The organism is Serratia ureilytica (assembly GCF_017309605.1).
GTDB classification, from domain to species: Bacteria; Pseudomonadota; Gammaproteobacteria; order Enterobacterales; family Enterobacteriaceae; genus Serratia; species Serratia ureilytica.
In genome coordinates this window covers 674,689-688,969 of the sequence record NZ_CP071320.1, presented here as the reverse complement: position 1 = coordinate 688,969, position 14,281 = coordinate 674,689, and the positions used below count along the sequence as shown (strand labels likewise).

Genomic DNA, 14,281 nt, shown 5'->3' with positions numbered 1-14,281 from the left:
ATCGGCTTTGTGACAGAAAGCGATTGACGCCATCCGGCCAATACGGTTTAATGCGCCCCGTTGCCCGGATAGCTCAGTCGGTAGAGCAGGGGATTGAAAATCCCCGTGTCCTTGGTTCGATTCCGAGTCCGGGCACCATATTTAGAAGAACCCGCCTATGGCGGGTTTTTCGCTTTCTGAGATACGGACTCTCCATCGAACTGCGTTCGATTATTCGGCCAAAGGCCTCACCCTGCGGGCCAGCGCTAAAGCGCTGTTCAACGCGGCGCCAGCGCCGGTTGTCCGAGTCCGGTCGCCCTATTCAGAGAACCCAGCCTATGGCTGGGTTTTTGCTTTGCAGGGACAGGACTCTCCATCGAACTGCGTTCGATTATTCGGCCAAGGGCCTCACCCTACGGGCCAGCGCTAAAGCGCTGTTCAACGCGGCGCCAGCGCCGGTTGTCCGAGTCCTGGCACCATATTTAGAGAACCCAGCCTATGGCTGGGTTTTTCGCTTTCTGGGGTACGGACTCTCCATCGAACTGCGTTCGATTATTCGGCCAAGGGCCTCACCCTACGGGCCAGCTCTAAAGCGCTGTTCAACGCGGCGCCAGCGCTGAGACCTTGAATACCGAGCAGAAGTGCTCCTGTTCCTATCTCTTTAACCTAAATCTCGGCCTTTATATTCGCAGTCTTAATTGATGCTCGCCCCCTGCCCTGTGTTTACGGCACTGTATTATTTCCATTTGCGCCATAACCCAACCCTCCTTATTTTCGCCGTCATTTGAATTAATACGCAAACACGGGATACCATTAATGTTTTCATTCTGCGCCTGATAAAAACCCACAGCCACAAACCGATAAAAACATTAAATAACAATCAATTAAACAGAGCCCCATCACATAATCCCCTGCCGTTATTAAAAATAAACCAAAAATGCGGTCGGCACTCACCTTGTGATTTTTTGATAAATACCGTCCGTTGCCGCTGCTAATTTACCGACAGGCGTTCTTAAAACATCACATCGGTGAAGATCGTCATATCACCGTAATAGAACGCTTAATTTAGCCTGCTCACCCACTGATATTTTGGCCTTTTTTGGCTCTGGCATTAAACACCCGTTGAGAAAAAACATATGGAATATGGTTTATCAGACAATGGCGAACAGCCGGATCAACATGGCAAGGGCGTCAGCCGCAGAAATGTCTTGCTCGGCCTGGCGTCAACGCTTGTCGCCACCGCATTGGCCGGCGCCCCATTCCTCACGCTGGCGGAACAGCATACCGCCGCGCAAAACCCCCTGCTTTTTGCCCGTTTCTTCGCGCTCTCCCTGCAATTGACAGAACGTCAGGATATTGACCCTGGCCTTTCGGCTCGTATTTTCACTGCGTTGAGCCTCGCAAACCCGCAATTCTCATCACAGGTTGAGCGATTAAGCGCACGCGTGAAGGCCGGACAAAGCGCCCGGCAACTTCAGCAAATCGCCGGCCAACTGGGGCTCTCGGCATTGGTCTCGGCCATCGTCACCGCCTGGTATACCGGTACCGTGGGCCAGGGGGCAAACGCCAGTCTCATCGCTTATAAAGATGCCCTGATGTATCGCCCGGTTAAAGACGCCTTGATTGTGCCCACCTATTGCGGCAACGGCCCGCTTTGGTGGACCGTCGCCCCACCTGAGGTTAACGCCTTACTGCCCTCTGAGAGCTGAATCATGAAAAAACCGGTATTCACGGCTGATGGCGATGCCTCGGCCGATATTGTCATCGTCGGCTCGGGGATCGTCGGCGGCATGATGGCGGACCAGTTGGCCGGCCAAGGCTATTCCGTGCTGGTATTGGAGGCGGGCCTGCGTATCGATCGCGCGCAGGCCGTCGAAAACTGGCGCAATATGCCGTTTGATAACCGTGCGGGCTCCGATTTTCAAGGCTTGTACCCGCAATCAGCCTACGCCACCGCGCCGCTCTATTTTCCGCCAAACGATTATGTCGCGTTAAGTGGCCCAAGCGCGGACAGCTTTAAGCAGGGCTATTTACGCACCGTGGGCGGCACAACCTGGCACTGGGCGGCCTCCTGCTGGCGCCATCTGCCAAACGATTTCAAAATGAAAACGCTGTACGGGGTTGGCCGCGACTGGCCCATCGCCTATGACGATCTCGAGCCCTACTACTGCCGCGCGGAGGAGGCGATTGGCGTCGCCGGCCCAAACGATCCGGCCAAACAATCGCCTTCAGCGCGCAGCAAGCCTTATCCCATGGATATGGTGCCCTGGGCCCACGGAGATACGCGCTTCGCCGAAGTGGTCAACCTGCACGGTTACCGCTCCGTACCGATCCCCCAAGGGCGCAGCACGCGACCATGGCAGGGGCGGCCCACCTGCTGCGGCAACAATAACTGCCAACCTATCTGCCCGATTGGCGCCATGTATAACGGCATCCATCACATCGAACGCGCCGAAATGAAAGGAGCGCTCGTGCTGGCGGAAGCGGTGGCGTACAAAATCGATACCGATGGACAAAATCAGGTTACCGCCGTGCATTGGCTGGACAACCAAAAGCGGTCGCACAAAGCCAGAGCCAGCGCGTTCGTCCTGGCATGCAATGGCATCGAAACCCCGCGCCTGCTGTTGATGGCCGCCAATGCGCAAAACCCGAATGGGATCGCCAACAGCTCCGATCAGGTTGGCCGCAATATGATGGATCACTCCGGCTTTCACTGCACCTTCCTGGCGAAAGAGCCGCTGTGGCCAGGACGCGGCCCGGCGCAGAGCAGCTGTTTGGTCGGCCCGCGCGATGGGGATTTCCGCAAGCATTACTCAGCCAACAAGATGATCCTCAATAACATCAACCGCGTTTTGCCGGCTACGCGTCAGGCCCTGGCGCAGGGCCTGGTGGGGAAAGCGCTGGATGACGAGATCCGCCGCCGCGCGGCGTACGGCGTCGATTTGTCCATCAGTCTGGAACCGCTGCCCGATCCCAATAACCGTCTGACGTTGAGCGCAACGCGCAAAGACGCCCACGGTTTGCCTTGCCCCGACATTTACTATGACGTGGGGGACTATGTGCGAAAAGGGGCTGAAGCGGCGCACCGGCAGCTCAAGCATATTGGCCAATTGTTTGATGCCGATGAATTCAGCATCACCACCAGCCTGAATGCCAATAATCACATTATGGGCGGCACCATCATGGGCAACGATGAGAAAAATTCCGTGGTGAACGGCGATTGCCGTGCGCACGATCATCCGAACCTGTGGCTGCCCGGCGGTGGCGCCATCCCTTCAGCCAGCGTGGTGAACAGCACGCTGACGATGGCGGCCCTGGGCCTTAAAGCGGCGGACGACATTGCCCGCAAACTGGCGGTGAAATCATGAGAAAACCTGCAAGGATAGCCTGGCTGGCGCTGCTCCTCGCGGCGGGCGGCGGCTCGGCGTTCGCCGCCGACGAAGGACCGTATTTCAGCGCCGAGCTGATTGAAAAAGGCGAGCGGCTCGCGGTGGCGGCGGACTGCCAGGCCTGCCACACCCAAACGGGAGGCGGCGAGCGATTTGCCGGCGGTTACAGCATCGCCACGCCGGTAGGCGTGATTTACACCACCAACATCACCCCCGACAAGGAAACCGGCATTGGCCGCTACAGCGAAGCGCAATTCGCCCGCGCCGTGCGTGAAGGCATTCGCGCGGACGGCACCCCGCTGTACCCGGCAATGCCTTATACGTCATACGTCAAATTGAACGACGAGGACATTCACGCGCTGTACGCCTACTTTATGAACGGCGTCGCCCCCGTCGTTCAGCACAACAGGCGAACCGAACTGCCCTTCCCCTTTAACCTGCGCTTTATCATGCCGGCCTGGAACAGTTTGTTTCTGGAAGAGGGGCATTTCAGCGCCGACAGCAGCGAAGATGCGCAATGGAACCGCGGCGCCTACCTGGTCAACGGCCCTGGACACTGCGATACCTGCCATACGCCGCGCAACGTGTTACTGGCTGAATACAGCGGGCAACCGCTTTCCGGCGCCATGGTCGGCAGTTGGTATGCGCCCAATATTACTTCCGACCCGATCAGCGGCATTGGCGGATGGAGCCAGGTTGAGCTAATCCAGTATTTGAAAACCGGGCGCGCGGCGGGAAAAAACCAGGCGGCGGGGGGCATGGCGGAAGCGATAGAAAACAGCCTGCAATATTTGTCGGACGACGATCTGGCCGCGATTGCCGCTTACCTGAAAAACAGTCCGCCGATCAGAGATCGACGCGATACGCGGCCGGCAGACAGCTTTGGCAAGCCGTTCAACGTTGAACCCGAGCTGCGCGGCGCGCATCCGCCGACCGCCAACGAGACGGTGATTGACGGCGCCGCCTTGTTCAGCGGCAACTGCGCCAGCTGCCACCAACCCGACGGCAGCGGCAGTCAAAACCAGGCCTATCCATCGCTGTTCAACAACACGGCGACGGGCTCGCGCAATCCCTCCAATCTGATCTCGGCCATTTTGTTCGGCGTCGAGCGCCGCGTCGGGGATCAACATATCCTGATGCCGAATTTCGGCCCGCAATCCTATGTCAATCCCTTGAACGACCAACAGATTGCGGCGATCGGCAACTATGTCTTGCAACATTACGGCAACCCCGCGGCGCACGTCACCGCCGAAGACGTTGCGATCCTCAGACGAGGGGGCCCGGCGCCGTTGCTGGCCGAGATGCAGCCCTATATGGCACCGGGGTTGGGCGGCGGCGCGCTGGCGCTACTGGCCGCCATCGCGTGGCGGGTGCGCAAACGCCGCGGCGCGTGATTCATGCCAATTAAAGCTCCCTACGCTGGCGGCCGCAGGGAGCTTGTCTGCCGGCGCGCAAGGCTCTGATGCCATACGCCAATGATGTGCTAAAAATAGGCCCCGCCGGCGTTTTGCACTATTTTGGTTATGTCTGCCTGTTCATTCTGGGCGGTGCCTCGCTACGACGATAAACCCTGTACACCGTTCGCCTCGGTCACAAAACACAGTCAATCACGCCAGGAGCCCGACCATGAAAAACGCAACGTTCCCCAGCATCGCCAAGTTTTCCTTTCTGTCTTTATTATTGCCGGCCTGGATCACCCAGGCCGCTCCCCCGCAGCCGCAGCCGGGCAGCACCGCGCAAATCGTTTTGATTGGCACCTGGACAGGGGAAAGAGACGGCGATCGGGTTCAGCCGCCCGTTTATCCCAGCCAGGGGATGTATCGGTTGGCGCTCAACGAAGACGGCAGCCTGCTGCCATTGAATCGCATAAAAATGGACAGCCCTTCCTGGATAGTTCTGAGCAAAAATCGCCAATTTGCCTATACCACCAATGAAACTCAGCAAGGCCAAATCAGCACGCTCAGGCTCGGCAAAGGCGGCGACCCGCAACGCATCAGCGGCATCGACTCGCAGGGACAAGAGCCGACGCATGCCGCCATCAGTCCAGACGGGCGCTACTTATTGGCCGCCAATTACTCCAACGCCCCCGGGCATGCCAGCGTCATCGTGGCCCCCATTCTCCAGAACGGTGAACTCGGCGAGGTGCTGCAGCGCTTTCCCTTCACCAAGGGCTCAGAGGCCGTTGCCGAGCGGCAAGCCAGCGCCCATATTCACTCCGTCAACTTCACCCCCGACGGGCGCATGATGTACGCCGCCGATTTAGGCGGCGACATCATTCATGCCTTCTTCTACGACGCGGCAAATAAGGCCGCGCCGTTCAGGCTCGCGCCGGATTACGATTTGTCGTTTCCGCCGGGCACCGGCCCGCGACATATGATCTTTTCCGCAAATGGCAGATTCGCCTACGTGATCAGCGAAATGTCGGCGAATATTTTTGCCTACCAGATTAATAACGATCGGTTGGAGAACATCCAGACATTAGCGCTGACGGAAAGCGCCCGCGCGGATGCAAAGGGCGGCGGCGGGCTGGCGTTTTCCCCTGACGGAAAATACCTCTATGCGAGCAATCGCCAAAAAACCAACGAAATCGTGGGTTATAAAATTAACCCGAAGAATGGCAAACTCACGCTGATTGGCCGCACGCTTTCCGGCGGAATCGAACCGCGCGCTTTCGCCTTCGATAAAAGCGGAAAGTTTTTGCTAGTCGCCAATGTGTTTAGTAATAACGTTACCGTATTACAACGCGATCTGGATACCGGCGAATTATATGGCAACGGCGTAAGCGTCCAGATAGGTACGCCAACTGACGTTAAATTTATCCACGAGTAAATTATTGCTGCGGCAATCCGTTTGTCGCAGCGCCAACATCGATTCTCTTGCCCACACGAGCGCCATACTTTACCCCATTCCCATGGCGTTTAACGTGTCGATAACGTGAACGCTCAGGTAATGAGAATCATCATCAGCGGCAAAGGAATTATAAAAGAGAAACGCCAAAACAATTCAAACCGGGTTGATATCATGGCGGCTACATTCAGGTAAGTTCCGGCGGCACACGGATATCCTTGCACGTCACGCCGTCGCTGAACCTAAACGAACCTAAACGTCCAACTGTCGGCCAATCGGTTTTTAATTGGCGCTTTTCCAACGTCAACAGGCGCCTCTGTATATAACATGAACATTCACTCATTGAAATTAATGCATATAGGGATAATTTCCCGCTGCACAGGCCCGCAAACAACAAAACTGGGCGCATTGGCCGATGTGAAAGCGGATACCCCATGCCGCCCAGACGCAATAGCTCTCGCATCCAAAAGATAATAACACATTGAATATAATGATAAAAATACCATCAAAACGGCCTGATTTCATAATTTCACTTTAATTTCATCTTTTCAAAAAGCGCTCAACGCCTAATATCATGTTATTTCACCTTCCCAGAATCCCTTTTAACGCTATTCTAAGCAGCGAATACCTGATTCAAGAAACACAAGCCGAACGCAGAACGGCGTATACACGTTAACAGTCAATAGTCGATGCCAATCCCATGCGGCTTATCCTCTTTGCGGAGTGTCGTTTACATGGAATGATGAACGCGGTTTCTAAGATTATTGCTTAAGAATATTAATTAAACACATACGCAAGCTTTCGCAGGGACTTTCATGGAAAGAAATACACCCGTAGCCTTTACCTGATGTGCTACCGAATTCTAAACGGGTATTTAAAAATGACGCATTTTTAACCCGCATATCTTTTAATTATTTTTAATTCATGTCGTTTACTTATAAGAAAAAGGCAGCCTGGTTGCTATAAGCCAACCCCTTTGCAGCCGTATTTCTGGGTATTATTCTCATTATACTGGAGCTTATTAATGAATCAGCGTTTCGATATCATCGGTATTGGCCTTGGCCCGTCGAATCTTAGCCTGGCGGCCTTAGGGAGCGAAATCGAGGGATTTACGGGGCAATTCCTTGAGCGCAAACCTCATTTCTCCTGGCACCCGGGCATGATTTTGGCTGACTGCAACATGCAAACCAACTTTTTAAAGGATTTGGTGAGCGCGGTTGCCCCAACCAATCCCTACAGCTTTCTCAACTATCTGGTAAAAAACCGAAAATTCTACCGTTTCCTGACGACCGAACAGCGTACCGCATCGCGTGAAGAGTTCGCCGATTACCTCACCTGGGCCGCAAGCGGGATGGGATCGTTGGCGTTCAGTCAAGACGTTCAGCGAGTCGAGTTTGACGATCGGCAACGCCAGTTCGTGGTGACCACCTCACGGGAGGTCTTCCACGCCAGACACGTAAGCATCGGTATTGGCAAGAAAATAAAGTTACCGGATTGCGTGACGGCGCAAAACGATCGCTGTTTCCACGCCAGCGAAATGATGCTGCGCAACCCTAATCTGGCAGGCAAACGCGTGGCGATCGTCGGCGGCGGCCAGAGCGGCGCCGATCTGTTCCTGAATATTTTTAAAGGGGAATGGGGCCAGCCGGAACAACTCGACTGGATATCGCGACGCAACAATTACAACGCGCTTGATGAGGCGGCCTTTGCCAATGAATATTTCACGCCAGATTACGTCGAGAGTTTCTACTCACTGGACAGCGCGGCCAAGCGGCATATGCTGGCCGAACAAAAGATGACCTCAGACGGCATCACCAGCGAGTCGCTGCTGGCCATCTATCGCGCCATGTACCACCGCTTCGACGTACTGCGCGAGAAATTATGGGTGCGCCTGCTGCCCAGCCGTTCGCTGACGGCCGTAAAACACACGCTGGATAACGCCTACCAACTCGAAACGCGTCATCATCTCGATCACGGCGAGGAAACCTTCAAGGCGGACGTGGTGATCTTTGCTACCGGTTATCAATCGGCGACGCCTGAGTTCCTTGCGCCTCTGGCCCACCGACTGTTGACCACGGCGGACGGCGAGTACCGCATAGCCCCGGACTTTACCTTTGAGTGGGAAGGCCCGGCGGAGAACTGCTTATTTGCGATGAACGCCAGTATGCATAATCACGGCATTGCCGATCCTCAGCTGAGCCTGATGGCGTGGCGTTCGGCCCGCATTCTTAATCGGGCGTTAGACCACCAGCCATTTGATTTGGGAACAACGCCGACAGCCATTCAATGGCGCAGTGAAGGTGCGCCACCCGCGTTTTAAATACAAGAACGTCTTAATCATTGTCACTATGCTTTGATGGAATTACGGATATGAAAAGACAAATAAACAAGTTCATTATGAATCAGTTGGCCGTATTGGCCCCCGAATTCAAGGCCAGATTGATCTACAAAAGAGCATTTGGCAAACCGCTGAACTTGCAGGCGCCATCGACCTGGAATGAAAAAATCAATCACCTTAAGTTGAATGACTACAGTAAAAATGCCTTAGTCACTCAATGCGCAGATAAATATGCGGTTAGAGAGTACATCAAGGCAAAAGGATGTGAAGAGATCCTTAATGAGCTGTACTTTGCCTGTGATTCGGTACAGGAGATCCCATGGGAAACGCTGCCTGAGAAATTTGTCATCAAGGGAAATCACGGCTCAGGATATAATTTAATTTGCCAGAATAAACAATCGTTGAACATTAAAAGCGCCTCCCAGCTGATCGATGGCTGGATGAAAGACGATTACTGGAAAACCTATGTAGAACTCAACTACAAAGGGATACAAAAAAAGATCATTGGAGAAAAGTATATCGAATCGGCCAATGGTCACGGGCCTGAAGACTACAAAATTTATTGTTTTCGCGGCGTGCCTTACTGCACCTTGCTGTGCGTCGGCAGGGATACCGGGACGCCGAAATATTACTTCTTCGACAAAGATTTCAAGTTCCTTTGCTATAGCGAGGACTGCCTGGCGTTGAGCCAGGAGGAGATAGACGCCTTCGTGAAACCGGAGGGATACGATGAGCTGTTTGAGTATGCCGCTCGTTTGTCAGCACCCTTCGAGTTCGTGCGCGTTGATTTCTACATCTCTCAGGGCCAAATCATTTTCGGTGAGCTGACCTTTACCCCCTCGGCCGGGCTGGATACGGATATTCTGCCACCGACCGATGTTTTGCTTGGCAAGATGCTGACGCTGCAACAGCACTGATTATCATCAACAAAAGGCGGCGCAATTCCCCTGCGCATCCATCAAACAGGAGATACCGGCCGGCGTTTTCGCAGGCCGCCCGCCGGCATCTCACTGTGGGGCGGCGGGCCGGCACCGCCCCGCCACCTGCGCTTTATCCACTGCGGAGTGGCTTGCACCGCCATCGGGAACGTTCCCCCTTGGGCGACATAACCCCTTGAAAAACAATGGCATTAGAACATTAATAAGAATCGTTTACATATTTATAATAAAATGTTCTATATGTATAGGAAGCTATAATATAAGATACCGGAAAGTTTCCCTGGTGTTGTTGTGTGTCTTTGCCCTATTTTATAGGGCTTTTTTTTCGCTAACACCCATTGATGATTGAGTGTTCTTGCACCCATCAGCAGATTACCCCCTCAAAAAAACATAATCATTTCTAATTAATCGTAACCCTTCTTATTCCTGACTTGCCAATAATAACAATGAGTTGCTATTAACCCTGCGAAGCATCAGGCAGCCACCGCCTGACCCCGGCCGCACTTCGCCACTGAAATACCCGCCCGAAGGAGAGGTTTTTACTGGGCGCGTACCGATGCTAATATCGGCTTTTTTCGAGGACGCTGACCCGCATGTTATTGTCTCACCGGCATTTTATCTGCACGCTTCTGGCGCTCGCCATCGGCTTTTGGTTGCCGGGGGCCGTGCAGGCCAGGCCCGATCTGGAACGCAGGATCGGCGTGACCGTCGCCGATAGCGACTCTGCGGATTACCGCTTCAGCGATCTGCGCTTCACCTCCGCCGATGGTCAACGGCGTTACCGCGTCCGTATCGCCCAGCCGCGTCGGGCGCCTGCGCCTGACGGCTATCCGACGATTTATTTCCTCGACGGCAATGCGGTGCTGATGGAGCTGAACGCCAGCTTACTGGCCAGATTGGCGACGGCGAAGCGGCCACCGGTGCTGGTGATGATCGGCTATGACAACGATCTGCGCATCGATGCCGCCGGCCGCGCCTACGACTATACGCTGCCTCTGCCGACGGGCATGAAGAAACCGCCGCAGGCGGGCGGGGGCGCGGAGGCCTTCCTGCAATTGATTGAAACGCGGATCAAACCGGCGATCGCCGCCAAACTGGCGGTCGATCAGCAGCGGCAAACGCTATGGGGCCATTCCTACGGCGGGCTCTTCGTTCTGCATACGTTATTCGCCCATCCCGCCGCCTTCCAGCATTATATCGCCGTGGAACCCTCGCTGTGGTGGGGCAACGGCATGATCCTGCAAGAGGCGCAGCAGTGGGCAGAACGGCATCCGACGCCGGCGGCAAGGCTGCAGTTGTGGGTGGGTCTGGCGGAGCGCGAGCGCGCGGCCCCGCCCGGCGTGAAGAGCCCTGCACTGCCGGCGAACGCGGCGCAAATGCTGGCGGAACGCCTGGCAAAGCTCGACGGTCTTACCGTCGGCTATCGGGAGTGGCCCGGCTTGGGACACGGCGCCATGCTGGGTGCCGCCATCGAGCCGGCACTGAGCAGCGTGGCATATGAAGACTAAAGGAGGGTATCGACCGCATTTTCATCGGCGGCTCATATCTTCTGATAAGAAGAGCGTTTAATATCTGAGACAGCGCGCAGTCATCGCGGAACGGATGCGCAAAAACAAAGTGGCTCCCCCGTCGGCAAGTTAGCTTGCTCTATCCGGTGGAGCCGTACAGTACTGCAGTTTTCCCGGTGGGGCCCTGGTGAGGCGCAAGTAGGAAAAGATGGTGTTGGCAGGGCATTTCAGCGTTTTAATACTGCCTGTTTCGCTATTTTCTTCACCCTGTGATGCTTACTATAAGCGCCCGCCTGCACGGCGGAAAAGGGTGAAAACCACCCTTGAAATACATTAATAAAAGTGATAATAGAAGCGGTTGGGGCGAAAGCGTCTAGTTCAGATTTGAATAATTAAATCAGGGAATTATATTAAAAATGAATATTAATATCACCGACAAACCCAACCCGCAGGATGAAGAGTTCGTTATCGACAGCCTCTGGGCGCACAACCATAAAACCCAGCCCGTAGACATTCACCCGCTGTTCCTGACCGTCACCGACGACAACCAGCAGATCGTCGGCGGTCTGGTCGCACGTACCTGGTGGGGCGGCCTGGAAGTACAGTATCTTTGGGTCGGCGATCAATGCCGCAAAAGCGGTTACGGTCGCCAACTGATGCAGCTAGCCGAAGAAGAAGCCCGCAAGCGCGGTTGCCATATGGCCTACGTCGATACCTTCGATTTCCAGGCCAGAGGCTTCTACGAAAAACTGGGCTACCGAGTCTATGGCGAGCTGGGTGACTATGCGCATCGCCATACCCGCCATTACCTGGCTAAAAGCCTGTAACGCGGCCTGAGCGGCGCAGAGGTGGGTATGGGTTCATCGCATAAAAATAATGAATCTTATTTCAAGGGCCTCATTACCATGATGGAGCACCTGAGCGAGCCCTGGGGCATCAAAGACCAGCTGTCCCGCCACCTCTATATGAACCGCGCCGCTTATCTCTATACCAATACGCCGCTGAATTTCGACGTCGCGGGAAAATATGACCACGAATTCCCCGCCGACTGGGCCGATTCCGCCGCCGACTTTATCGAGCATGACAAGATGACCGAAGCGGCGCGCGATCGGGTCACGGTCATCGAGACGCACTACTGGTATGGCAAAGACAGCCTGACGCCGTTTATCAGCGAAAAGCTGCCGGTCTACAACGATGACAAACAGGTGATCGGCGTGATCTGGAACGCCAAGCCGATGAACAGCCTGTCGCCGCTGAAATACATCAATCAGCAAAAACCCAGCATCTTGACCACCGAAGTTAACAACGAGCTGTTCACCCGCGCCGAGCTCGATGTCATTTTCCTTATGCTGCAGCGATTTACGGTGAAAGAGATCGCCAAAATCTATAACGTCAGCAATAAGACCATCGAAAACCGCATTTATAATATTTACCAGAAGGCCAACGTGCATACTCAGCAACAGTTTGAGGAGTATTGCAAATACGCCAACCTGGATAACTACATTCCCGATCGCCTGATAACCAAGGGCATTCAGTTTATTTGAACCGCAAGGAAGATCTCACCGTGATAAAGATCGAAGATTATCCGCTCACCCGGGTGCCGCAGGATAAAAGAGTCTCGTTTTTAAGCGTGGCCATCGTGCATATGGGCATGCTGACCGCGTTGGACCAGTTCATGCTCGGCGCCGTGCTCGGCAACTCCATGACGCTGATTGACGCCTTCACCGCCATTTTCGTCGGCAGCCTGATCTTCGGCGTGGTGACCTATGGGCTTGGGATGGCGGGCATGCGCGAAGGGATTTCCGGCAGCCTGCTGGCGCGCTGGTGCGGCTTTGGCCGCCTGGGCTCGGTGCTGATCGGCGTGGTCGTGGCCGTCAGCCTGCTGGGTTGGTTCGGCATTCAAAACGCCATTTTCGCCAAGTCGCTCGATTTCGCGCTCGGCAATAAGCTGGGCTTTGGCCTGGCCGCCGGGCTCTCGGGCACGCTGTTGACCATCCTGGTGGCATTCGGCTTCAAGGCGTTGCGCATCGCCGCCCGTATCGCGGTGCCGATGTTCATTATGCTGGTGGCCTATATTTCAGTGACCGCGCTTTCCGGCCATAACCTGCAGGAGATCATCCAGCTGGCGCCGCCGGGTGAACCATTGACCATCAGCGCCGGCATCACCATCGTCGTCGGCGGCGCCATCGTGGCCAGCCTGATGACGCCCGATCTGACCCGTTACTCCAAAAACGGCAAACACGTGCTCGGCGTTACGATCTTCACCATCGTCGCCGGCGAGTTCGTGGTTAATGGCCTGGCTATCCTGATCGCCAAAACCCTGGGCACCGCGGATGTGGTCACCATCATGTCGCAAGCGGCCGGCGGCGCCGGTTTGCTGGTGGTGGTGTTTTCCACCCTGCGCGTCAACGATCTCAACCTGTACTCCTCTTCGCTGGGCATCGTCAACGCGGTGGAAGGCATCACCGGCAAAAAGCTGAAGTACACCTACACCACGTTGGCGATCGGTATTCTGGGCACCACGCTGTCGGTGCTGGGTATTCTCGACCGCTTCGTCGACTTCCTGACGGTGCTTGGCGTGGTCTTCCCGCCCATTATCGGCATCATGCTGGTGGACTATTACCTGCTGCGCAGCCACCGCAAAATCCTGGACGAGAGCCGCCGTACGGGCCAGTTGCCGAACGAAACCCCAACCATCGGCTGGGCGGCGATCGTCGCCAGCATCGCCGGCGGCGCCGTTGGCCTGGCGACCGAATGGGGCGTACCGACCATCAACTCACTGGTGGCCGCCAGCCTGCTGTATTGGGTGCTCAAGCTGGCCTTCAGTCGGGCGCAAAAACCCCTGGCCTCGCAGAAGTCGCTCTGATTTTCGCACAGGCGTTAACGCACTCCTCCGATGACGGGGGAGTGTTTTATTGCTCGCAAAGTGCGGAGTTCAGCGCAAAGGAATAGGCCGATCGCGCAGACAAACGGCCGTGGTGATGAGGGTCCCTGGTGTCGGTAGCAAGCTATCCATTATGCTCAGAGTGCGGGAACATCCCCCTCTGAGCTTTTTATTATAAAAGTCGTTAGCTTCAGTGTTTTGATCGTAAAGAAAAACTTCAGCTTGCATGAACAGTAGCCCATGAAATCGCCTTTGGTCAACATAAAAGTGAACATAAAATTGGCTTTTGTGTTCACTTTTCCATAAGCAAAAGCTAATCAATTGATTTGCACAGCTTTATCATTTCCCCAACCCGCCTTCCGCATCCACGTCGCCCACCCCTCGCCAAGCCGCTGACA

10 protein-coding genes and 1 tRNA gene are annotated in these 14,281 nt (G+C 55.1%); all 11 read left to right on the top strand.

Features of this window, described 5'->3' with window-relative positions; all coding sequences use genetic code 11:
• The first annotated feature begins 62 nt into the window (after positions 1-62).
• Positions 63-138: transfer RNA gene (locus tag J0X03_RS03165), tRNA-Phe, on the top strand.
• A 977-nt stretch (positions 139-1,115) separates the two neighbouring features.
• On the top strand, positions 1,116-1,688 hold the full coding sequence (locus tag J0X03_RS03160; RefSeq protein WP_033644660.1) for a sorbitol dehydrogenase family protein: 573 nt from the start codon (positions 1,116-1,118) through the stop codon (positions 1,686-1,688).
• A gap of 3 nt (positions 1,689-1,691) precedes the next feature.
• Positions 1,692-3,347, top strand: a complete 1,656-nt coding sequence (locus J0X03_RS03155) for a GMC family oxidoreductase (protein ID WP_206975679.1) — start codon at positions 1,692-1,694, stop codon at positions 3,345-3,347.
• Positions 3,344-4,762, top strand: a complete 1,419-nt coding sequence (locus J0X03_RS03150; protein WP_046687810.1) for a cytochrome c — start codon at positions 3,344-3,346, stop codon at positions 4,760-4,762. Before J0X03_RS03155 ends, J0X03_RS03150 begins: the two co-directional genes overlap by 4 nt.
• Before the next feature lie 232 nt (positions 4,763-4,994).
• Positions 4,995-6,197, top strand: coding sequence for a lactonase family protein (locus tag J0X03_RS03145; protein WP_129993415.1), 1,203 nt, complete (start codon positions 4,995-4,997; stop codon positions 6,195-6,197).
• A 1,042-nt stretch (positions 6,198-7,239) separates the two neighbouring features.
• Positions 7,240-8,535 (top strand): lysine N(6)-hydroxylase/L-ornithine N(5)-oxygenase family protein, encoded by a 1,296-nt coding sequence (locus J0X03_RS03140; RefSeq protein WP_160204630.1) that lies wholly within the window; start codon positions 7,240-7,242, stop codon positions 8,533-8,535.
• A 50-nt stretch (positions 8,536-8,585) separates the two neighbouring features.
• Positions 8,586-9,470, top strand: coding sequence for an ATP-grasp fold amidoligase family protein (locus tag J0X03_RS03135; RefSeq protein WP_033651313.1), 885 nt, complete (start codon positions 8,586-8,588; stop codon positions 9,468-9,470).
• A 614-nt stretch (positions 9,471-10,084) separates the two neighbouring features.
• Complete coding sequence (locus tag J0X03_RS03130) at positions 10,085-10,999, top strand: alpha/beta hydrolase (RefSeq protein ID WP_160204631.1); 915 nt, start codon at positions 10,085-10,087, stop codon at positions 10,997-10,999.
• A 416-nt stretch (positions 11,000-11,415) separates the two neighbouring features.
• Positions 11,416-11,826: a GNAT family N-acetyltransferase gene (locus J0X03_RS03125; protein ID WP_019453029.1), complete on the top strand. Its 411-nt coding sequence runs from the start codon at positions 11,416-11,418 to the stop codon at positions 11,824-11,826.
• A gap of 27 nt (positions 11,827-11,853) precedes the next feature.
• The gene (locus J0X03_RS03120) at positions 11,854-12,543 is read left to right on the top strand and encodes a helix-turn-helix transcriptional regulator (protein ID WP_033644646.1); all 690 of its coding nucleotides are present in this window, start codon (positions 11,854-11,856) and stop codon (positions 12,541-12,543) included.
• A gap of 20 nt (positions 12,544-12,563) precedes the next feature.
• On the top strand, positions 12,564-13,865 hold the full coding sequence (locus J0X03_RS03115) for a cytosine permease (RefSeq protein WP_033644921.1): 1,302 nt from the start codon (positions 12,564-12,566) through the stop codon (positions 13,863-13,865).
• The last annotated feature ends 416 nt before the right edge of the window (positions 13,866-14,281 follow it).